Consider the following 21,929-nt stretch of genomic DNA (forward strand, 5'->3'; position numbering starts at 1 on the left):
AATATCATTTTAAGTCACAAGATCATGTTGGAAATATACATCAAAGCGACAAGCATCACCTTGCCACTGATGTTGTGGCTCTTGATTCGCTAAAAAAACCGCCAATCGTGGACGTTTAACCACGACACGTTTAGCAATTTTTTGTGCTAAATCCAGTAAATTATCACCTAAATCCATCTCACCATCTTCAGGTAACAGCAAATGCAGTAATTGCATTTGTTTTTTGACCTGAGCTTGCTTTTTGACGGCTTGCTGGTTTTGGTCTCGCTGCGGAAACATCGGATCGAGATAAACCACATCAAAGATTTGATTGGTCGTCGATAAATGTTTCAAATAATCTGCCGAATCTGAAAAGACCAATTCAATTCGAGCCACAACCGAACTTAAAAACGCATCTTGCTGCGCACGTTGATGTGAGTCTTCCAATAGGGTAAATAAAATCGGATGACGTTCCACAAGGGTCACATGCGCACCCAAATGGGCCATCAATAAACTATCGTGCCCTAGCCCTGCGGTTGCATCCACAAGCTGTGGTTTTTCTGCCAAATTACACGCACGTGCAATCATCTCAGACTTTAAAGATGCTCGCTTTAAACGTCCAACTTCTGCTTTCCAATCGGGTTGCATCTTCATGCCATTAGCCGCCAACCACAAACCATCTGCATCGACACACAAACTGAGTTCAGGGTTTAAACGTAAAAAACGCGCGTTTAATTTTTCAATCAATTCAATATTTACAGATACGCCACGTGAAGAAAGCACAGCAGAATACTGCTGTGCTTTCTCATGAAACTCTTGTTCTGTGTATAAGCGGATTTCGCTTACCATAATTTCCAGCCTGTAAATGCGAACAATAAAATCAATAAACCTGAAACAATTCGATACCACGCAAAAATCATGAAATCACGTTTTGCCACATAAGCGACAAGCGCACGAATTAAAATCAATGCAGAGACAAATGAAACGATTAAACCAACGGCAATTACAGTCCAATCTTGAGTGCCTTGAAATACATCATAGCTTTGATATAAATCCAGCAAACCTGCACCGACAATAACCGGAATACCCAAAAAGAATGAAAACTCAGTGGCTGCTTTACGAGAAACCCCTAAGAACATGGCACCAATAATGGTCGCACCTGAACGTGAAGTCCCTGGAATTAAAGATAAAACTTGAATTAAACCAATCCAAATCGCATCTTTAATGGTTAAATCTTCTACTTCTTTGGCACGCACTTGCGGTGGATTTTTTTCGATCCAAATAATGATCAAACCACCGATAATCAACCCCATAGCAATCGCAATGTTATTGAACAGTAGCTCTTTCACCGTCTGACCAAATGTCAAACCAATCAACACGATTGGAATCGAAGCGAGAATTAAGCCAAAACCTAAACGGCGACCTTTTTCTTCACCAGTCACCATACCGGTTGCTGCGCCCCACAGGCGGCCCCAGTATTCATAAATCACCGCAGCAATCGCACCCATTTGAATTGCGATCACGAAAACATCACTTTTTTCTTTGGTCCAAAAGTTCATTAATTCTGAAGCCAGAATTAAATGCCCTGTACTTGAAATCGGTAAAAATTCGGTAATACCTTCAACAATACCCATGATTGCCGCTTTGAGCAGCAGTAGAAGATCCATATATAACCCTAATTATGGCTTGCCTTGTTCTGAAATTTTCTTCCAGGCGTTATCTCGTAAATATACGGGCAATGCAAGTTCAGCACTCACCCATGCTTTTCTTTGCGCCGCTTCGCGGGCAATAGTAGCAATATCTTGTGCTGTTGCACTTAAGTCTTTGTATTGTGTTTGTTCTGATTGAATGAGCTCACTACCAGAACCCACGACGGTAAATTTGATCTGCGGTGTGGCATCTGCGTAGCTTAATAGTTGTTCTTCATCTACAGCCTGCATAATGCCATTGGCATCGAGTTGATAGCTAGCGATATACACTTCTTGCATGCGTGCATCAAGGACTGCCGTTACTTGGGTCAAACCATATAAACGATGTGCCGCTTGAGCCAAAGCTTGCAAAGTCGATACTGGAACAACAGGTACGTCATTGGCCCATGCCAAGGCTTGTGTTACCGCTGCATTAATACGAACACCACTAAATGAACCAGGCCCACGACTAAAGGCAATCGCAGTTAAATTCGCTAACTCAATAGCAGTTTGATTAAGCCCTTGCTCAATCATTGGGAGAATGGTTTGCGTCTGCGCTTTTGCCCGTAAATCGAGTTGAAAATAAAGCTCTTGAGTTTCATCTACAATCGAGACGGAACACTGCTCATTGGCAGTTTCCAATGCCAGTAATTTCATGCGCAACCTTAATTAAATTTAATCTTAAAAAACGTTGAATATGATACTCCACTCCATCGCAGTTCGCGAGATGTTCCACCTCAGACTCAGCGCTTTCTGCATTTAATCCATAAAAAAAGCCTCGACAAACTTCGAGGCTTTTTTGCTTGCCATGTATAGCATTTTAAAGTTCAGCGACTTCGAGTTGAGTAAAATGTTTAAAATGAGCAGCATAGTGCATGGCACTCATTTTTAGACGTGCTTCCGCTTGTTCATCTAAGGTCTTGACGACTTTACCCGGTGAACCCATCACAACAGAATTATCCGGAATCACCTTCCCTTCAGGAATTAAAGCATTTGCACCAATGATGCAATTTTTACCAATCACAGCATGATTTAGGACCACGGCATTGATTCCAATCAGACTATTATCTCCTACGGTACATCCGTGTAGCATGGCTTGATGCCCAATCGTGACATAATCGCCAATGGTCATTTCAATGCCCGCATCGGTATGCAACACCGCATTTTCTTGTACATTGGTAAAATCACCCAGTTTGATACGACTGTTGTCCCCTCGAATGACGGCTCCGAACCAGACACTCACTTCTCGGCCTAATTCAACTTGGCCAATGACCGTTGCATTTTCTGCAACCCAACCATCCCAAGGTTGATGCGTGGCTTTCGGGCTATATCCTTGAAACTTGTACAGCATGATCAAACATCCTATTTTGACTTTCTAAAAATGATTTATGGCTCACGGCCCAAATGAAATGAAGGCGAATTTAATAAAAAAGGCCATTCTTTTTGATAATTCAGACCATATTGAAATAAGGAAATCAGCATCCGTGCAGTCAAACCCCAAACGATTTCATTTTCAACTCTTAAACTGGGGAAATATAGTGATTGCTGGGCAAAACGAACTTCATACGGCGTTGGCGGTGTTTCTAAGAGCTGTCTTAATGATGCAAAAAAAATACGGTCAATTTCAGTGGGTTGAGGTATCAAATTTACATCAGGCGGGATCAACCCCACGATCGGTTTAACCAACATCCCATTCCGTGCTTTTTGCATCGGTAAATCACCCAAAAGCTGCACATCAAATGGATTTAGAGCGGTTTCTTCTTGGGCTTCTCTTAACGCCACCACGATATTACTGGTGTCTTGGGCATCACGTTTGCCACCGGGAAAGGACACTTCACCGGCATGATTATTCATATAGAGTGAGCGGCGGGTCAATAAAATACGTGGATTATCTTCTTGGGTAATCGCAATCAATACAGCAGCATGCGCAGGTTGAATACGCTTAGAAAAACGTAAACTTTGCTGCAATCGCTGAGTCAATAAACCCTCATCCATCCACATTACATCCTTATAATTATCTTGTTTTCATCATAGCTGAATTTCGGCCAAGCTGGTTAGAAATGATGCCAAAGTTTTATTTTTAAGTTATTCTGACGGTTCACACAATCCATGACGATGAATATGAACTTTTGCTCAAACTGCGGACAAAAAACAAAAGAAGCGATCCCGCTTGGAGATCATCAGATACGCCGTATTTGTACCGCATGTGGGTTTATTCATTATGTGAATCCTAAAGTCATTTGTGGTGCTTTAGCCGTTTGGGACAATCAAGTTTTACTTTGCCGTCGTGCGATTGAGCCACGTTATGGGCTATGGACATTACCCGCTGGCTATATGGAACTCTATGAGACAATGGAGCAAGGTGCAGCGCGTGAAACTCGCGAAGAAGCCGAAGCAGAAGTCAACATTGAGCAACTATATTGCATGTATAACATTCCCCGTATTGGGCAAATTTATGCCTTGTTCAAATCTGAACTAATCAATGGTGAATTTGGTGCGGGTGATGAAACCATTGAATCACGATTGTTCAGTGAAGAAGATATTCCTTGGGATGATTTAGCCTTTCCAAGTGTGGAACGAACGCTGCGGCATTATTTTGCTGACCGCAAAACAGGTCTGTTTGAAATGCATCTCGAAACCCTTGGTACGCGACTCGATCACACAGGTTAATTTGCTGCTCTCAATATTAAAAAAAGCCCATCACTGATGGGCTTTTTTATTTTACTCATATTTGACGATTATTTTGCATTGATGGTGTAACAAGGGGCTAACTCTAATGAAATATCACCACCGCTTAACTTCGCTGTTTGAGCCGCAGCAGTATCGGTTGGATTTTTTAAGCTATAAATATAACTAAAGCTGGCCAAACTATTCCCCCACTTCACCACTTTATTATCCGAATCTGTCAAAGCAACGCCAGATGGACGCGTGCCTGCATTGGCATTGATCATATTGTGTAACTGCACTAAAGCACCGCCCACTACCATTGAGGTGTCCGCTGAAGTTTTCACACTTGAGTTCATTCCAATCAGCGCGCCATCAAGGGTATGGAAATATGGGTCAGCTAAAATCATACGAATCGAAATGGTATTTGGATTGATATTTCCTTCAGGTGTAAAGGTACGTGTTGTCGTTCCGATACGATATTGCTGTACACCTTTATCATCTTTCATTAGCAGTGGATCGAGCACATCTTTTCCGCTACAGCCTTCCGTCGCGTGTGTAGACAAGTCGACAATTTGACTATCTTGACGAGTAAATACATCGTCTGGCACGCCAGATTTTATATTTGTGCGAATATCACCATTACGGTCAATCACCACACCCAATTTCACTGTTTTGATCGAAGTATCGGTAAATTTAAAGGTTAAATCTGCATACAATGGGAAGATATAATTTTGTCCAGCAGCAACATTTTCAACAGACTTAAAGACTTTTTTGTCTAAATACGACAGTGGATAGAGCTTGTATAAATCCATCGTGCCTTTAAATTGCACTTGGTTAATGTTTTGCTCCCAAAGACCTAATTTTTTCTTATCATCGGCCGTTAGAACATAATCATCTTTTTTAGCCATTAACGTTTTATATAAACTTCCCCCCGTACCGACCACCATTTTGTCGGCAAGTAGCGTGCCTTGTTTAATAATCAGAGGACCAGAGTTGGCTTCTTCTGCATCAAAACGGAAACCCAGTATGGCAGGTTTATCAATTTGCTTGGTAAGCGGATCAATCCAATTATCCTGTGGCGTTGCTGTTAAACGTGTTGGTCGTACCTGCGTCAAGAGTAAGACATTCACACCACCAATGGTACTCAACTGTTGATCAACTTTACCCTTCCACTGTAAACCACTACCAAAAGTCATGCCTTGGCGGTCCGTCATTAACATGAAATGACCAAATAAATTGACTTTTGAACTATCGGTCGGCAAACATTCATTTTTATCACAGCCCACCAGTCCATTTGAACCACTGGCATTGGTAATCACGCCATCAGTTGAAAACAATGCAAACTCAGGCTGATATACTGCAGCCGTTGAGATATTCATGAGTTTTGAAACTAAGGTAAATGCGTTTTCATTGCTGACTTCGGACAAGTCTAGCCAAGGCGTAAACAGATCATTAAATTCCGTATCTGAACTGATACTGAAATCTGCTGTCGCGACATTTCGAGTGATTTGATCAATCAAAACTTTATCTGCATTGTTGATATAAACCGCTTGGATGTCTGTAGCTGTAACTGCACTATTATTTTTCAATGCCAAGGCTTGAATGATTTTGGCTAAACGCATGGCCACTTTAACCGTTGCGTCGCTATTTGAAATCGTTGCAGCAGGTTTACCCGCGATGCCGGCAGCCAAATCCAATAAGGTCAAACGTGGGGGTGTCGTGCCACTGGCTACATTTGAAATTTGCTTCAAATCCACTTTACCCAAATCAATTCGACGTGATTTTTCACCTTGGACAAAGAAAGTTACCGTATCGCCAATCTTACAAGCACCTGTCGAAACACCTTCTTTTAGATCAAACAAGGTAATATAGGTATTTTTAACGTCGCTCGAACAATTAAAATTCAGACCTTCAATTGGATAATCTAAAACGAACTCAACACAGCCTTCGGTATTACTTTTACAAGTACCATTAGTCGTACTGGTATCATAAATTTCAGGATTCACATTTGCACTTTCACCGCCACAGCCACTGAGCGCTGCAACCAATGCCGTTAAAGCAAACGGTAATAAAATTTTATTTTTCATCCTAATTCTCTTTCTTATGTCCTTAACGGATTGCTGTTAATTTAAGTTGGCCTTGATTGGTTAATACGCGGCCATCGACGTCAATTGCTGTTGCTAAAGGCGTTAGGAATAAATACTGGCTACCTTTAGGCACTTGAATCACGCCTTCAATTTTTTCATGGTAAAGATGATCCGCTTCACCTTGGTTATTTTTGAATCCACCTGCGCCTTCCATGACACATCCATTTTTGTCTAAAAATACCGCAAATGGCCAATAAAATGTAGGATTTTGTACTTTGGATGCAAATGAATGTATACGAATATTTTGTAATGGTGATTTTAGTTTTACGACTTCATAGTCAAATTCGTCAGACAACGGTGCTCGAGGCCATAAATTAATATCTTGAGCTAAGTCGAGCTCTTTGGCTTTCTTCATTTTTTTATTCGAAAAACATTGCTGACCTAAACCTTGAATAGTATCAGCTTGTGAGACCCGATAATACGAAGTGGCTAAAGTGATCGGGCCTGTATCTTCGGGTTGATTACGTTTAAATAAATTATCAATGACGGAGCGACTGACACCTTTTTCACGTTCAATGGTTTGCATCCGCGTTTGCCCCATCTTACTGTCAATAACGCCTTCGGGCATGGTGTAAAAGCGCTTTTTGCCTTCTAAGTTAAACTCTTTATCTTCAAGATATTCATTTTTGACATACTTTTCACCAGCCATGGTCGAAAAACCTTGCTCTTGTTTTGCCTTAGTCAATTGTTTTGAAGGATTATTTTCTAAGTTTTCACCTGAAGTTTGTACGGATTGATCAGTGCTAACTACTTTCTCAGTAAGGAGCTTTTTCTCAACGACAGGTTTATCTTTTTCAGCTAAAACTTTGGTCCCATACGTTTCACGAGGTTGGGTTAGCTCTGATTGCTGTAACTTCTCTGTCCATGTTGTTGAAGGTAAGACTTTTGCTGAAGTATCTGACGCTTGTACTGACTTTTCAGATTTGGGAACTTTATCACCTGAGACGTTTTTAATTTTATCTACTGTGACAGCTTTAATTTCATCCCGTTTTTCCGGCTCACGTACACTTAAACGTTGAGACTTCAGTGATTCAACAGTCTGTGCTGTTGGAGTCGTTTGACGTGTCATCGGTGTCTTGGTTTGAGACGGACTAATGCTTACAGATGGTTGAGTAATTTGTTGTACAGGTTGAGAATTGATCGTTTTAACAGTTGGACTTTCTTTAGATTTCTTTGCAGGTTTTTCTTGCACTTGTACCACCATTGGGCGCCCATCTGGCCCAATAATGGTATGAAACGCTCCAGCGTTGGCATACGACACTTGCACCACAGAAAGTGCAAGTAACGTTTTTATGAATAAAATCCTTTTCATTCTGTTTGCTTATCCTACCAACGAGTTCTGTAATTTAATCCTAAGATGGTGATTTTCGTATCGGTTTTTACATTCAGCCCAGCATATGGGTTAAAAATTAAGTTATTCACACCTGTTAAATTTGCCAAGCTACTAGCATTCGCTGGAATGTTATCTTTACTGCGTAAAAAGCCGATTGATAAATCTAAATCCGTATCTGCATCAAAACGATATCCAATCCCCATACCAAAGAGCTGCGCACCATTAATCGGGACCATGGTATTTCGCTTACCATCAGGAATAGACGTACTCCGTGGTTCATAGCCTGCACGTAATTTCAAACGATCTGTTGCAGAATATTCAATACCAATACCCCAGTTCCAAGGCGATGTAAATTTCAAAGGTAAGGCCAAAGAATTATCGGTCACATTTTCAGATAATAATTTTGCAATTTTCAGCGCTGAAATTTGACGGTCGAATTCGAAACGGAATTTGTCCCAAGCACGATAATCGGTCCATCCCACATCAAAATTGATTTGTAAATCAGGCATGACCTTATATTTGATCCCGGCCTGTACGTGCTGTGGATATTCAAAATCCATCGAAACCAAACCCGACTCCGAGTTTGGTACGGCATTTGGGAAACCTAAAATGGCAGCTAAAATTTGACCAGTTGGTGATGACATTAATCCCTTAATCATCTCCTGAGGCGCTTTCGCATTATGTATGCGATAACGACCTTTCATGCGCATTTTCGCAGCGCTTTGGTACACCATACCAAAACTAAAATCTTCGCGTGGCTCCCACAAAACCCCTAAGTTATAGCTTGGACTCAGTGACTGCTCTAAAGCCAATTCCATCTGACCAAATTTACCAAATGGGTTCATCCCTTCTTCAGTATTACACATCCCCAATAGCAAGATGTCAGTAATAATGTCCGAATTTTCCTTAAATGGCGTACAGACGACCTCATCAATCATCCTTAACATGCCGATCAACTCATTGGGAAATCGTAGATCAGATTTCAATCCAATGGCTTGATAGGACATCCCTACACCACCACCAATCGATAGCTCATCACTGACTTGATAACCCACAGTTGGCGATAGATAAGTAATACGCTCTAGAGCAACTTGCTGCCCCATGAAATTACCCGGGTTGCCATTTTCAGCACCAAAACCCGCAATCAAGGGCGCATAAACGGCTGATGCAAATGTTGCTTTTGAACCTGGTGGATTGTAGGCAATCCCCATCGTTGGCGCGGCAATGGGTTGTCCAGCACCAAAATCCACCATCTTTTTTAAGACAGGTACATATAGAGATGCATATTCAACATCACCAGAAACCTTATCTTTAAAGTCCGTACAAATATCAGCCGTTACTTCAGGGCCATCATTACAGACCATTGGATCATCTGAATAACCAAAGACGTTATAACCCGCAGGAACGGTAAATTCACGTTGAATATCAAAGTTTGCAATGATCCCCTGCATATCGGTTTGCAAACCTTCAATTTTGGTTAATGCTGCAGGGTTAAAATGCACGGCACTAATCCCCGGAGGATCAGCAGTTACTGCATTACCTAATGCAAGTGACCGGACATCAACTGAAAGGTTGGTACCCAATTGTGCAAAAGCAGCACTAGAACAGCCCGTTAAAACAATCGCACTAACAAGTGGGCTGAGTCGAATTTTACGCATACGACAGCCCTCTTAACGAAGTTTTTTTCCAAAACCTAGGATATCTAACGGGAAAGACAGTCCTAAAGACACATCTGGTGCATCTTCAGTTAAACCTAGCCCCACCGTACCGTTCACGATCGTATCCGGTGATACACGTACACCTAAAGAAATCGCGAGAGTTGAACTGGTTTGGTCTGCAGGTGAATAGGATTCACCACTGCTATAGGTAAATTCTGCACCGGTGTTGAAACTTTGTTGATATGACATGGTGAGGGAAACATCGTAGTTAAACGAGTATGCAAAACCGAATGCAAAACCGCCACTAATTCCCGGTTCAAACTCTTCAATGACACGCGTACCACGACGTTGGTTTAAACCAGTTTCTTTAAAACCATAGTTGGCTGAGACAGATGCAAACAACACAACGGGGTCAATATATTTACGCGTACTCGCACCGATACCTGCCGAATAGTAACCTTTACCTGTTGCTAGATCATTTACTGCATTGACTTCGTATGGACTGTCACCTGTTTTCGTAGACAAATTACCAAATAAAATCAGTGGTAAACGACCTTGTTTCAATGGGAAGGGTTCCCAACGTGCACCTAAAGAAATATCCCCTAATCCAGCAGTTGAAGTATCTTTTAATAAATCAGTTTTTGCCACTAAAGGCACAGACGCCGAGAATGTCAAATTGTCCATTACACCGTATTGCACGGTAAATGTATTGGTCATTGAGTGTGTGGCATTCTCTTGTACACGCAGTTGATACAGTTGGCCTTGTGCCATTTCCATATCAAGTTGAGTATCACGGTAATAGGTATAATCGATATCGTAAAAAGATGATATTTCACCCTTTTTAATCAATGAATACTGACGTTCATTCGAGCTAAATACTTCCTGTAAGTTAGCTTCTTGACTCGCATCACCCTCTTGCTGTTGAAGTGCTGTCGATGCCTTTTCAGTGGCAGTAGCACTTTCTACTTGTGGTGCCTCAGCTTGTACTGGCTCTTCAACAGATTCATACTGTCCAATTTCTGGCTCAGCAGCAGCTTCTTGTGCAGTATCAGCTTGGGTTACAGCAGCAGGAGATACAGACTCTTCTACGACTGTCTCTTGTTCAACCGGATCATATTCTCCAAGGCTTGGCTCTTCAGCTGCGTAGGCAACCCCCATCACCACCTGAATACTCATGGCTAGTAGTGTTTTGTTCATCCATTTACGATTCATGTTCCTTCCCACCGTTTTTATTTTTTTAATCCTGACGCTTTGTTATACGCATTGATCTAATTATTTACTCTTATAGTAAAGCCTTAGAAAGTTGTAATTCGATTTACCATATGACTCCGACTCTTCATTCATATTTTTATCAAGTCGTATCGTAGATGCCTTGTCTGCAATTTTTTCCATGTAAAACTGCGGATACTGAATATCAACCAATGCATAACGATTCACGGTTGCATCTTCAACATGTCGCAAGTCTGAATCTTGCAAAGCCAATAAATTTTTACGTTGCTCAGGCGCAACATTGATTAAGAATAATGTGTTGTTTTCCCATATTTCTTGGAATCGAACTTCATCAAAACTGATATTGCCCAGTGCTGGATCTGCAACATAAACACGCCCATCTTTATAGGCTTTAAAAACCACAAAATGTTTAAAACCAGCATATGAAATGGGAACAATCGCAGGCTGACCTTGCTTAACTAGATCTGAAAACTCCCCTTTGTAGCCCCCACTGTCTAGCCCGACAGCGCCGACAAAACGTTTCATGTCTAATAAGGAGAAACTTCGACGTTCAATAATTTTTTCAGTTTCACCAAATTTCAGCAAACCATTCATGGTCTGTTGCTCAGTCAGCTGTGTCCCTACATAACCATTTAATAAAGTCGTTAAGGCCGCCGAACCACAACTGTAGTCGTAGGCTTGCCGAACAATGCCTCGAAATTGATCTTCTATGGCAGGTTTAATTTTTACAGATTCACGGTGCATCCGAGTAAAGGAATCATTTCGTGAATCCAATGTTTCGGTATAGTGAACTGTTCCGACTGGCTTTTCTTTTAAATCGAAGGACTCTTTGGCAAAGTAATACATCAATGCCGAGCCTACAGCTATCTCTAACATATCTTCTAACTTTTAGTTATCGGCAATGATGTGCCTTTTTTCATTATTTTTTAGAGCTAATGCTCTACATCCATGTATTATGCAAGATACCTTTTTTTTTATAAAAAAACAGCATTTTTTTATGCTTTGTTGGGTCATTCCGCACTTTTTTGTAAAAAAAAGCGCGTGATCAACACGCGCCTTATTTTTATTCTAAATTACTTACTAGAAATCGTAATCACAGAACCTTGGTTATATACACCCATAGCTGGGCTGTAGAACGTTTGTAAGCCTTGAACTTCGATATCACCGATTGAACCAGCGTCTTTACTGCCTAGATGAACACCTTTCACATAGTTATCAATTGGACCAGAGTTGCTTACCATTTGAATATAACCATTGTTTGTGCCTTCTTTACCATAAACACGAACATCTTGGTTAATTGTTAAGTCGGTTTTACCAGCATCAGCAACTTTGATGCTTTCGATAAAGATTTCACCTGCTTCACGTGTAGCCGTTTTAGTTGATGCATCAAGGATACCAAGATCTTTAATTTCTAAACCACCAACCATTGTCGTACTCAGTTTAATCATTGCACCTTGTGGAGCAGCACCTAACTGAACATTAGCAGTCATTGGTCCAGTTTTTAGAGAAAGACCAGATAAAATTGCATTGTAGTTGCTATCATCACCACCACGGCGAATACCTGTAGTACCAGCTGTACCAGATGCTGTTACACCAATTTCACCAATTTTGATATCTAAACCAGACACATCCGCTGCGATGTTAATGAATGCACCATTTGCACCAGTACCCGCATCAGTATCGATACGTAAATCAGCTAAATTACGAGAAGCTAGAAGATAAGCACCACCGTTATCATAGTTTGCACCAATGATGATACCTTTGTTTTCTAATGCATTACCAGCAATTCCGTTACCTTGAATAACGATCGCACCAGCAGTACTTGTACCGCCCTTAGCTGTATCCGTTAAACCGTCGTTATCGTGAATGAAAAGTTTTTCAATTTCAATTTTAGAAATACCAATCCCGATGTTAATACCATCTTGACCAGTGGTTGAACTAAGTGCAGCATCGTCCATTGCTTGCATAGCCATAGCATTCGCACTAAATGCGATTGAAGAAACTAGAGCTAATTTAGTGAAATTTTTCATACGGTACTCTCCCAAGAGTATTTATTTTTTTTGATTTTCAACCACTCGATTTATTCAGCTGTAATATTATTTTGTGACAACTGTTAAATCTTTCCTTGAGTTGTTTGCTCGCTCGATTAAATTATATCCAAGCTGTAATTTGTTCAACTGTCGTTGGTCGCAATCTAATTCTTACCGATAAACGGTATTTGCAAACCAAATGAATTAGGAATGGTATAAAATCCATTTTAGTCTTTAAATTTAATTTCTCTGTTGATGCAAAAACCGATTTCTTTTAAAAAATTTATTCTTAAACAAACTGTTAGTGCTCAAAAAATTTTGCAAGCGCTTGCACACTTGTCACATGTGATTTTTTTAGAAGATCAAAACCAACCTGTTATTTGCTTTTTGGCAAATCAATATCAGCAATTTAAGAATGCTGAACTTAAAACTTATGTCCGTACTCATTTAGATCAATATGAGGAATGTGATACTCAGCCCTTGCAAGATATCGCCATCCACGATTTATGTTCAAAATTAGGCAGTGGGTTTTCTGGGGGCTGGGCTGGTTTTATTAGCTATGATTATGCAGCGCAACAACAGATTTCCCTGCATGCAAAAGTGCAACCTCGCTTGTTTTTGGGGCAATTTTCCAGTTTTTTAAAATTAGAAGATGATGGTTGGTATTTTTATAGTTCAGATCATTCTGCAGCTAAGATTTACGACTACATTGATCAGTTCATTCAAACAAAGATCGCTCAAGATCGATTTAAATTAACGCAAAAATGTACTGCAAGATGGTCCAAGTCAGACTACTCCAAAGCCTTTGATCAAGTGCAGGAATATATTAAAGCAGGCGATTGCTATCAAATTAATTTAACCCAAGAGTTCACAGCTCAAGCAAACGGTTCACTCTTAGATACCGCTCAAGAATTTTGGTCACTGACTGATGCACCATTTTCAGGCTACTTACGTATTGATGATTTTGAAATTTTAAGTTGTTCGCCTGAACTTTTTATAGATTTTAAGCCTGAACGCAAGATTATTACTAAACCAATCAAGGGCACGATGCCTCGCTATGAAGACCCAGTTTTAGATGAGCAGTCAAAACAACGGTTAAAATCATCTGAAAAAGACATGGCTGAGAATGTCATGATTGTCGATTTACTGCGTAATGATTTGAGTGTTTATGCTGAAACAGGTTCTGTAAAAACACCAAAACTTTTTGATATTGAAAGCTTTAATCAGGTGCATCACATGGTCAGTGAAGTTGAGGCCGTGCTGAAAACCGATGTAAACCCTTTTGAGGTTCTGATGTCAGCACTGCCGGGCGGTTCGATTACCGGCGCGCCTAAAATTCGCGCGATGCAAATCATTGATGAACTTGAAGGTGCTCCTCGCGGCGCCTATTGCGGCTCGATGGGTTATTTTAATCACGATGGCACGGGCTCTTGGAATATTTTAATCCGCTCTATTCAAAAATACCAAGATCAGGTTTCGCTGTGGGCGGGCGGCGGAATCACCATCGCGTCAGATTGCGATGCAGAATATCAAGAATGCTTTGATAAAGTCGAAGCGATGCTGGATTTGTTAAACACGTGGTATACGGCAGATTAAACAAAAAAAGCGATTCAATTGAATCGCTTTTTTAATGAATCACTCCCAACCACCCTTTTTAAAAGGAGGGTTGGGCTAGATTTACATTTAGCGGAGCTTGCAGAAATCAAGCCAAAATATCGTTTTTAAGCGTATCCACAAGGCGCTGATTTTGTTCATCTGTACCAATGGTGATACGTAGGAATTGATTAATCCGCGGCTTATTAAAATAACGCACGATAATTCCGCGTTCGCGCAATTCAGCAGCCAACTCACCTGCATCTTTATTAGGCAATGATGCAAAAATAAAGTTTGCCGCAGACGGCAATACCTTAAAGCCCAGCTCAGACAGCTGACCTACAAGTTTTTCACGGCTCGCAATCACCTTGGCATTTTGCGCTTCAAAATAGGCTTGATCCTCAAATGACGCCACGGCTGCTGCAATCGCAAAACGGTCCATCGGATAAGAGTTAAAGCTATTTTTTACCGCCTCAAGCGCTGCGATTAAATGCGGCTGTGCAATCGCGAAACCGACACGCAAACCGGCAAGTGAACGCGACTTAGACGTCGTTTGACAAACCACAAGGTTTTCATATTTCGCAACCAAAGCCACAGCAGATTCCGCACCGAAATCGACATACGCTTCATCAATCACAACCACTGAATTCGGATTGGCTTGCAACACTTCCTCAATTGCAGACAAACCTAAAGCAATACTGGTAGGCGCATTCGGATTGGTAATAATGATGCCACCATTCGGCTGTTTATAGTCATCCACCACAATTTCAAAGTCATCGTTCAGCGGCAAAATTTTAGTATTGGCAGCTATACCAAAAAATTGGCTATATACCGGATAAAAACTGTAGGTAATGTCTGGATACAAAACCGGCAGCTCTTGCACAAAAAAGGCTTTAAAAATATGTGCCAGCACCTCGTCCGATCCATTGCCGACAAAAACCTGCTCAACAGGTACTTGCTGTTGTTTTGCAATCGCTTGCTTTAACTCTGACGCATCTGGATCTGGGTATAAACGTAAAACATCAGCAGAATTTACCAATACTTTTTGTACTGCTTCCACCACTTTTGGCGATGGCGGATACGGGTTTTCATTGGTATTGAGTTTTAAAATATTTTGGATTTTAGGCTGCTCACCCGGTGTGTACGGCTCTAATTCACGTACATCAGGGCTCCAAAAACGCATTTGTTCAGAGGTAATATTTGGCATTTTATTTTGCTCTTTTTAACCCTCTCCTAACCTCTCTTGCACTTCGCTTTAAAGGAATCCTTAAAGCTCGTTCAGGGAGAGGAATATTCATTTTATGAGATTTCCCCTCTCCTTTCAGGAGAGGGTTAGGGAGAGGTTTATAGTTTTGGAAAACTAAGTTTTTCACCTAGTCTATATTTTATTACTGGTAACGATATCTCGCAGATCTCGCATGCGCATCTAAGTTTTCCTGCTGCGCCAATGTATCAGCCGTTTTCGCTAAAGTTTTCACGCCATCTTCAGAACACATGATTAAACTTGAACGCTTTTGGAAATCATATACACCGAGCGGTGATGAGAAACGCGCTGTGCCGGAGGTTGGCAACACGTGGTTTGGACCTGCACAGTAATCACCAATGGCTTCCGGTGTATAACGCCCCATGAAGATCGCGCCGGCATGGCGGATATCTTCAGCCATTTCCTGCGCTTGATCTAAGCACAGCATCAAATGCTCAGGTGCAACTTGGTTAATCAATTCAGCGCCTTCAGCACGGTCTTTGACTAAAACTAATGCACCACGGTTTTCGATTGAAGTGCGCGCGATTTCCGCTTTAGGCAATGCTTCTAAATGCTTTTCAATCCATTGCACTACTTGATCTAAAAGTTCTGCATCTGGCGTAATAAATACCGCTTGAGCCACAGTGTCATGTTCCGCTTGTGACAATAAATCCATTGCCAGCCATTCAGCATTGTTTTGACCTTCGGCATAGACCAAAATTTCGGATGGCCCTGCAATCATATCAATACCGACTTGACCAAATACCGCACGTTTTGCTGCCGCAACAAAACGGTTGCCCGGGCCAGTAATTTTATCCACAGATGGGATGGTTTCTGTGCCGTAAGCCAATGCTGCAACCGCTTGCGCGCCGCCAATGGTAAATACACGGTGTACGCCGGCTAAGTAAGCTGCTGCCAAAACCAATGGATTTAAATCGCCATTCGGCGCAGGTACCACCATAATAATTTCAGGCACACCAGCAACATGCGCAGGTACAGCATTCATCAATACAGAAGACGGATAAGAAGCTAAACCACCAGGCACATAGATACCCACACGGTCCAGCGGTGTGACTTTTTGACCAAGGGTATTGCCTAAAGCATCTACATAGGTCCAGCCGTCTTGCTTTTGCGCTTGGTGGAATTCACGAACACGGTTCGCAGCAAGTTCTAAGGCCTCGCGCACTTCTGAACTTAAACCCTCAAATGCTGCTTTCAGCTGTTCTTGTGTCAGCTCTAATTCTGAGAATTGATGCGCTGGATGTCGATCGAACTGCTGTGTCAATTTAAGAACATGAGCATCACCATGCTGACGAACATCAGCAATGATTTGGTCAACGGTTTTTAAAAGTTCTGGATCATTCACAGTTTCAAAAGCCAACAAGTCAGCAAAAGCTTGCTTGAAGTTTTGATCTTGAGTCGATAAACGTCGCATCAATTTACCCACAAGGTAATCTATTGGAAAAGATTAGTTTACCTGTTTTACTGCAGCTTGTGGACATCTATCGCATGTGTTCATGTGGAGTTTTATTGAAAATAACTTTCGTTAAAATTGGTGAAAATACAGTTTTATCATTATTTTTCAGTTTTCATAAAAAAAACCGCCCAAATTTGAGCGGTTTGATCAGCATAGCTAGAAACTTAACAACTTATGCTTTTTTTGCTTGCTCGCGTTCTTCCACGGCTTTTTCTAGCTGTGCAAGAATTGGGTTCAGCAAAGTTTGCTTACGTTTAAAGCTTGCTTTGTTCACGATTAAACGTGAAGACACTTTACAGATTTCTTCCAAAGGCTCTAAACCATTGGCACGTAAAGTGTTTCCTGTATCCACAACATCGACGATGTAATCGCCTAAACCAACCAAAGGTGCAAGTTCCATAGAACCATAAAGTTTGATCACATCAACTTGCTCGCCCAAGCTTGCATAATATTGACGGGTCAAATTGACATACTTAGTCGCAATCTTTAAACGACCGTTCGGACGAACCATGCCGACTTTACCAGCAGTCATTAACTTACAGTTGGCAATTTTTAAGTCTAATGGTTCATACACATTTTGTGCACCATGTTCCATCAGCACATCTTTACCTGCCACCCCAATATCTGCAGCACCATTTTCAACATAAGTTGGTACATCAGAAGCACGTAAAATTAAAATACGTACGTGCTTATGGGTTGTTGGGAAAATTAACTTACGAGATTTATCCGGATCTTCCAATAAGTTAATGCCAGCTGTTTCCAACAATGGCAAAGTTTCTTTTAAGATACGTCCCTTACTTAATGCTAAAGTTAAACCATGATCAAAATTGCCCATTACGTCAAAATTGGGATCATCGTTTCTCATATCGCTCATTAACTTACTCGCTTAATTTGGGCACCTAAACCTTGTAACTTCGCTTCAACATCTTCATAACCACGGTCAATATGATAGATACGGTCAATCAACGTTTCCCCATCAGCGGCAAGTGCTGCTAAAACCAATGAGAAAGAAGCTCGTAAATCAGTTGCCATCACCGGTGCAGCAGATAATTTCTCTACACCTGTAACAACAGCATCATTACCTTCAACCTGAATATTGGCACCCATACGTGCTAATTCAGGTACATGCATGAAACGGTTTTCGAAAATCGTTTCTGAAATTGTGGCAAAACCACGACCAATTGCATTCACCGCCATCAGCTGTGCTTGCATATCGGTTGGAAATTCTGGGTGTGGTAAAGTCTGGAAACTTACTGCTTTCGGGCGTTTACCCATCATATCCAGTTCAATCCAATCTTCACCGCGCGTAACTTCCGCGCCCATTTCTTCAAATTTATCTAGCACAGACTCCAACAAGTTAGGATCTGTATGTGTGGTTTTGATTTTACCACCTGTGATCGCTGCAGCAGCAAGATAAGAACCTGTCTCGATACGATCTGCAACAACGGCATACTCACAGCCATGCAGGCTTTCAACACCTGTAACGACCAATGTGTCTGTGTCTAAACCTTCAATTTTTGCACCCATCTTGATCAACATGTTAGCAAGATCAGTAATTTCAGGTTCACGAGCCGCGTTACGAATGGTCGTTACACCGTCTGCAAGAACCGCAGCAGTTAGAATATTTTCAGTACCACCAACTGTGACCATATCAAAGACAACTTCGCCACCTTTTAGACGACCATCCACTTTGGCATGCACATAGCCAGCTTCAACTTCAATTTCAGCACCAAGTGCTTCTAAAGCTTTTAAATGTTGATCTACAGGGCGTGAACCAATTGCACATCCACCCGGCAAAGACACTTTTGCACTACCATAGCGCGCCAATAACGGGCCGAGCACCAAAATAGATGCACGCATGGTTTTCACGAGTTCATATGGTGCAAATTGATTATCTAAGCTAGAAGTATCAGCCTTAACCGTATCACCTTCATAACTAATTTGAACACCTAAACCTGCGATCAATTTCACTAAGGTGTTCACATCTTTAAGATTTGGAACATTGGTTAATGTAATAGGTGTATCCGCAAGGATAGTTGCAGCGAGTAATGGCAATGCAGCATTTTTCGCACCAGAAATACGAACTTCACCTTCGAGCTTAGTACCGCCCTGAATCAGAAATTTATCCATTAATTATTAAGCTCCGAATAAGCTTGCTTTGCGCCATTCTTCTTTGGTCATTGCACGAATTGTTACTGCATGTACTTCACCGCTGGCAATGTAGGAGTTCAAAGGTGCATAAACAGATTGTTGACGAGCAACAGGACGTTTGCCTTCAAATTGATCATCGACGATGCGTAGATCAAATTTGCCGCCTTGCCCACTAACTGCAACCTCAGCTTCTGGAAAAGCAGCTTTTAAAATTTCAGTGAGCTGTTCACTATTCATCACAAGACCCCATATAGGACTAACGGTGTAAAACCCGTCATTTTACTATAAATCTAAAAAATAATTCATTAGTCACATACATTATATATATAAAAAAAGAGGTTATAAAAAACCTCTTTTTGTACAATTTACAATCTAAACCGTTAAAGGCATATAAATGAGCTGCATTTTTCGATGTTTATGTAATTGTTTTTTTAATTTTTCAGACAATTTTTTGATCGAGGTATACATATCATCAGCGCACGCTTGCGCAAAAAGTTCTGTCCCAGGTAATCGTATAATCGCTTCCGCAATATGATTATCACTACCTTTTTTTGAACGTTTATCAACTTGATGATCTTTAGTCAGTTTGACTTGCATACTATTAACCTGATCTAAATGTTTGGTCATTTCCGCAAATTTAAGACGAATATTTTCTTCTATTGCTGGCGTAATTGTTAAATGATGGCCACGAATTGTAATCTGCATAATTCTATCCCTCACCTTCTTTCAGGACTGGAAAAGTTCAAGCCGAATCATCCAACTCAATATGCGAAGCATACATTTACACAATCAGATCATTTCGGCCATTCCTTATATAAAAAAGAGATTCATTATTTCGTCATAATGAACCTCTAGAATAGTCAGATTTTCAAATTTAGATCAACACTTTTCGCTCTGAAGATGATGGAATATGTAACGATTCACGATACTTCGCAACCGTACGACGAGCAACATCAATACCTTCTGCATTAAGCAAAACTGCAATTGCATTATCAGACAAAGGTTTACGTGTATTTTCTTCAGCAATGAGTTTTTTAATTTTTGCACGAATTGCAGTCGAAGACGCTTCACCACCAGACGATGTCCCAACATGACTTGAGAAGAAATATTTCAACTCAAATAATCCACGTGGTGTGAGCATATATTTATTTGTGGTTACACGGGATACTGTGGATTCATGGAGTTCCACTTCTTCCGCAATATCACGCAGTACCAAAGGCTTCATTGCCTCAGGCCCTTGTTCAAAGAATGCTCGTTGATGCTCCACAATACAAGTTGCCACTTTTAATAAAGTTTTATGTCGTTCATCAATGCTTTTAATGAAATTCTTAGCTTCAAGCATTTGATTACGTAAATATTGATTGTCATCACTTTGATCTGCACGCTTGATCATATTGGCATAAAAAGAATTCACTCGTAGTTTTGGCATTACATCAGGATTTAATTGAACCAACCAATGTTCATTCTTTTTTAGGACCACAACATCTGGAATTTGATAGTCTGAATCTTTATCTTCAAATTCTTGCCCTGGATGTGCTTTTAATGTCTTTAATAAAGAAATGGCAAGTTTAAGTTGTTCCGTATTTAAACCGGTTTGCTTAATCAACTTTGGTAATTCATTGGTAATCAGCAACTCATAATTTTTTAATAATAAAATAGCTTCATATCGATATTCGATATGCTCAGGAAGATTTTCAACTTGTACCATTAGACATTCAGCAAGATTGCGTGAGCCTACGCCAACAGGATCTAGACGTTGAATATGTTTTAAAACCACCAAAACTTCGTCATCTTCGACTTCTTCTTCATAATCCATAGAGTCTAAAAGATGCTGAACAGATTGGGTAATTTCATTTAAGTCACAATCTAAAAAACCTTTGTTATCTAGTGCATCGATAATACAGTGCGCAATTAATTTATCGATCATAGAAAAGTGTAAAAGATTAACTTGCTCAAGCATATGTGCTTGTAAACTTTGATGCCCCTGCCGATTATCTTCGCGCTCTTCAAACTCAGCAGCACCTAAACTTGTGGGTTGATGCGTATAAACATCATCCCACTCTGTATCCACTGGTAATTCATCAGGCAAATGATCGGCATTTAATTCATTGGTTAAGTCTTTATTTTCCCTTTCTTGTTCTTGTAAGCTATTTAAACTTTCAACGGTATTTTGTTCTTCAACTTTCTCTAATAGAGGATTACTGTCGAGTTGGATTTGAATTTCTTGTTCCAATTCCATACTTGAAAGCTGTAATAAACGAATTGCTTGTTGTAATTGAGGTGTTAATGATAAGGAATTGGCAACCTTTAACCCCATCGCTAATTTCATTAATAACTCCCCCTATAATTAACCGCACTTTATAAGCAATTTTTATGCCGTTTTATTTTTTATAGCATAATTTTAAAGATAACGCCCGATTTTTTGTCTTTTTTAGACTCATTATTCAGCTAATTTATTCTTTTATTAGGAACGATTCATCTTATAAATGAATTATTTAATTAGATTTATTATTAGTTTTACTCTATTTCCCTCTCCATTTTTTTTCCCTTTTCTCCTTGCATAAAAAAACACCCCCTGAGATATCAGGGGGTGTTTCGAATAATGAGCTGGCGATGACTTACTCTCACATGGGTAACCCCACACTACCATCAGCGCTAAGAGGTTTCACTTCTGAGTTCGGGAAGGGATCAGGTGGTTCACTCTTGCTATTGTCGCCAGCACAACTGTTATGG

The 21,929-nt window shown here is 40.6% G+C and carries 20 protein-coding genes and 1 rRNA gene; 2 read left to right on the forward strand and 19 right to left on the reverse strand.

Annotation, left to right across the window (positions count from 1 at the left end):
* Positions 1-9 precede the first annotated feature (9 nt).
* The 5 genes from B1202_RS13765 to B1202_RS13785 form a co-directional block, all read right to left on the reverse strand.
* A complete protein-coding gene (locus tag B1202_RS13765) occupies positions 10-828 on the reverse strand; it encodes a class I SAM-dependent methyltransferase (protein ID WP_078191178.1) in 819 nt (272 codons plus the stop codon).
* Positions 822-1,646 (reverse strand): undecaprenyl-diphosphate phosphatase, encoded by an 825-nt coding sequence (locus B1202_RS13770; protein ID WP_078191179.1) that lies wholly within the window; start codon positions 1,644-1,646, stop codon positions 822-824. The genes B1202_RS13765 and B1202_RS13770 overlap by 7 nt, the downstream gene beginning before the upstream one ends.
* A 12-nt stretch (positions 1,647-1,658) precedes the next feature.
* Positions 1,659-2,324, reverse strand: coding sequence for a tRNA (adenosine(37)-N6)-threonylcarbamoyltransferase complex dimerization subunit type 1 TsaB (gene tsaB / locus B1202_RS13775; protein ID WP_078191180.1), 666 nt, complete (start codon positions 2,322-2,324; stop codon positions 1,659-1,661).
* A 163-nt stretch (positions 2,325-2,487) separates the two neighbouring features.
* Entirely contained in the window at positions 2,488-3,018 is a 531-nt protein-coding gene (locus B1202_RS13780; RefSeq protein WP_078191181.1) for a gamma carbonic anhydrase family protein, read from the reverse strand.
* A 35-nt stretch (positions 3,019-3,053) separates the two neighbouring features.
* A complete protein-coding gene (locus tag B1202_RS13785; RefSeq protein ID WP_078191182.1) occupies positions 3,054-3,662 on the reverse strand; it encodes an NUDIX hydrolase in 609 nt (202 codons plus the stop codon).
* Between the two features lie 126 nt (positions 3,663-3,788).
* On the opposite strand from B1202_RS13785, the gene B1202_RS13790 reads away from it, so the two are divergent.
* Positions 3,789-4,337 carry an NUDIX hydrolase gene (locus tag B1202_RS13790; RefSeq protein ID WP_078191183.1) on the forward strand — a complete coding sequence of 183 codons (549 nt, stop codon included), beginning with the start codon at positions 3,789-3,791 and terminating at the stop codon, positions 4,335-4,337.
* 68 nt (positions 4,338-4,405) lie between these two features.
* On the opposite strand, the gene B1202_RS13795 is transcribed toward B1202_RS13790, so the two are convergent.
* From B1202_RS13795 to B1202_RS13820, 6 genes are all read right to left on the reverse strand, one after another.
* Positions 4,406-6,421 (reverse strand): hypothetical protein, encoded by a 2,016-nt coding sequence (locus B1202_RS13795; RefSeq protein ID WP_078191184.1) that lies wholly within the window; start codon positions 6,419-6,421, stop codon positions 4,406-4,408.
* A gap of 22 nt (positions 6,422-6,443) precedes the next feature.
* Positions 6,444-7,793: a putative pilus assembly protein FilE gene (filE, locus tag B1202_RS13800; protein WP_078191185.1), complete on the reverse strand. Its 1,350-nt coding sequence runs from the start codon at positions 7,791-7,793 to the stop codon at positions 6,444-6,446.
* Positions 7,794-7,807: 14 nt separating this feature from the next.
* Positions 7,808-9,472, reverse strand: a complete 1,665-nt coding sequence (locus B1202_RS13805; RefSeq protein WP_078191186.1) for an OmpP1/FadL family transporter — start codon at positions 9,470-9,472, stop codon at positions 7,808-7,810.
* A 12-nt stretch (positions 9,473-9,484) separates the two neighbouring features.
* Positions 9,485-10,684 carry a hypothetical protein gene (locus B1202_RS13810; protein WP_078191187.1) on the reverse strand — a complete coding sequence of 400 codons (1,200 nt, stop codon included), beginning with the start codon at positions 10,682-10,684 and terminating at the stop codon, positions 9,485-9,487.
* A 60-nt stretch (positions 10,685-10,744) separates the two neighbouring features.
* Positions 10,745-11,578, reverse strand: coding sequence for a C39 family peptidase (locus B1202_RS13815; RefSeq protein ID WP_078191188.1), 834 nt, complete (start codon positions 11,576-11,578; stop codon positions 10,745-10,747).
* Positions 11,579-11,775: 197 nt separating this feature from the next.
* Complete coding sequence (locus B1202_RS13820) at positions 11,776-12,732, reverse strand: DUF6160 family protein (protein ID WP_078191189.1); 957 nt, start codon at positions 12,730-12,732, stop codon at positions 11,776-11,778.
* Between the two features lie 255 nt (positions 12,733-12,987).
* On the opposite strand from B1202_RS13820, the gene pabB reads away from it, so the two are divergent.
* The gene (gene pabB, locus B1202_RS13825) at positions 12,988-14,328 is read left to right on the forward strand and encodes an aminodeoxychorismate synthase component I (protein WP_078191190.1); all 1,341 of its coding nucleotides are present in this window, start codon (positions 12,988-12,990) and stop codon (positions 14,326-14,328) included.
* Between the two features lie 106 nt (positions 14,329-14,434).
* Here the strand turns inward: pabB and hisC are convergent, their stop codons facing one another.
* The 8 genes from hisC to rrf form a co-directional block, all read right to left on the reverse strand.
* Entirely contained in the window at positions 14,435-15,532 is a 1,098-nt protein-coding gene (gene hisC / locus B1202_RS13830) for a histidinol-phosphate transaminase (protein WP_078191191.1), read from the reverse strand.
* Between the two features lie 181 nt (positions 15,533-15,713).
* Complete coding sequence (gene hisD, locus B1202_RS13835) at positions 15,714-17,015, reverse strand: histidinol dehydrogenase (RefSeq protein ID WP_171262659.1); 1,302 nt, start codon at positions 17,013-17,015, stop codon at positions 15,714-15,716.
* A gap of 202 nt (positions 17,016-17,217) precedes the next feature.
* Positions 17,218-17,919, reverse strand: a complete 702-nt coding sequence (hisG, locus tag B1202_RS13840) for an ATP phosphoribosyltransferase (protein ID WP_078191192.1) — start codon at positions 17,917-17,919, stop codon at positions 17,218-17,220.
* Entirely contained in the window at positions 17,919-19,175 is a 1,257-nt protein-coding gene (murA, locus tag B1202_RS13845; RefSeq protein WP_078191193.1) for a UDP-N-acetylglucosamine 1-carboxyvinyltransferase, read from the reverse strand. Before murA ends, hisG begins: the two co-directional genes overlap by 1 nt.
* Positions 19,176-19,181: 6 nt before the next feature.
* Positions 19,182-19,433 carry a BolA family iron metabolism protein IbaG gene (gene ibaG / locus B1202_RS13850; protein WP_078191194.1) on the reverse strand — a complete coding sequence of 84 codons (252 nt, stop codon included), beginning with the start codon at positions 19,431-19,433 and terminating at the stop codon, positions 19,182-19,184.
* Positions 19,434-19,568: 135 nt separating this feature from the next.
* The gene (hpf, locus tag B1202_RS13855) at positions 19,569-19,901 is read right to left on the reverse strand and encodes a ribosome hibernation-promoting factor, HPF/YfiA family (RefSeq protein ID WP_078191195.1); all 333 of its coding nucleotides are present in this window, start codon (positions 19,899-19,901) and stop codon (positions 19,569-19,571) included.
* Positions 19,902-20,070: 169 nt separating this feature from the next.
* Positions 20,071-21,525, reverse strand: a complete 1,455-nt coding sequence (locus B1202_RS13860) for an RNA polymerase factor sigma-54 (protein WP_078191196.1) — start codon at positions 21,523-21,525, stop codon at positions 20,071-20,073.
* A gap of 276 nt (positions 21,526-21,801) precedes the next feature.
* Positions 21,802-21,916 (reverse strand): 5S ribosomal RNA (rrf, locus tag B1202_RS13865).
* Between the last annotated feature and the right edge of the window lie 13 nt (positions 21,917-21,929).

The sequence above is a fragment of the Acinetobacter amyesii genome (genome assembly GCF_002018365.1).
GTDB lineage: Bacteria > Pseudomonadota > Gammaproteobacteria > Pseudomonadales > Moraxellaceae > Acinetobacter > Acinetobacter amyesii.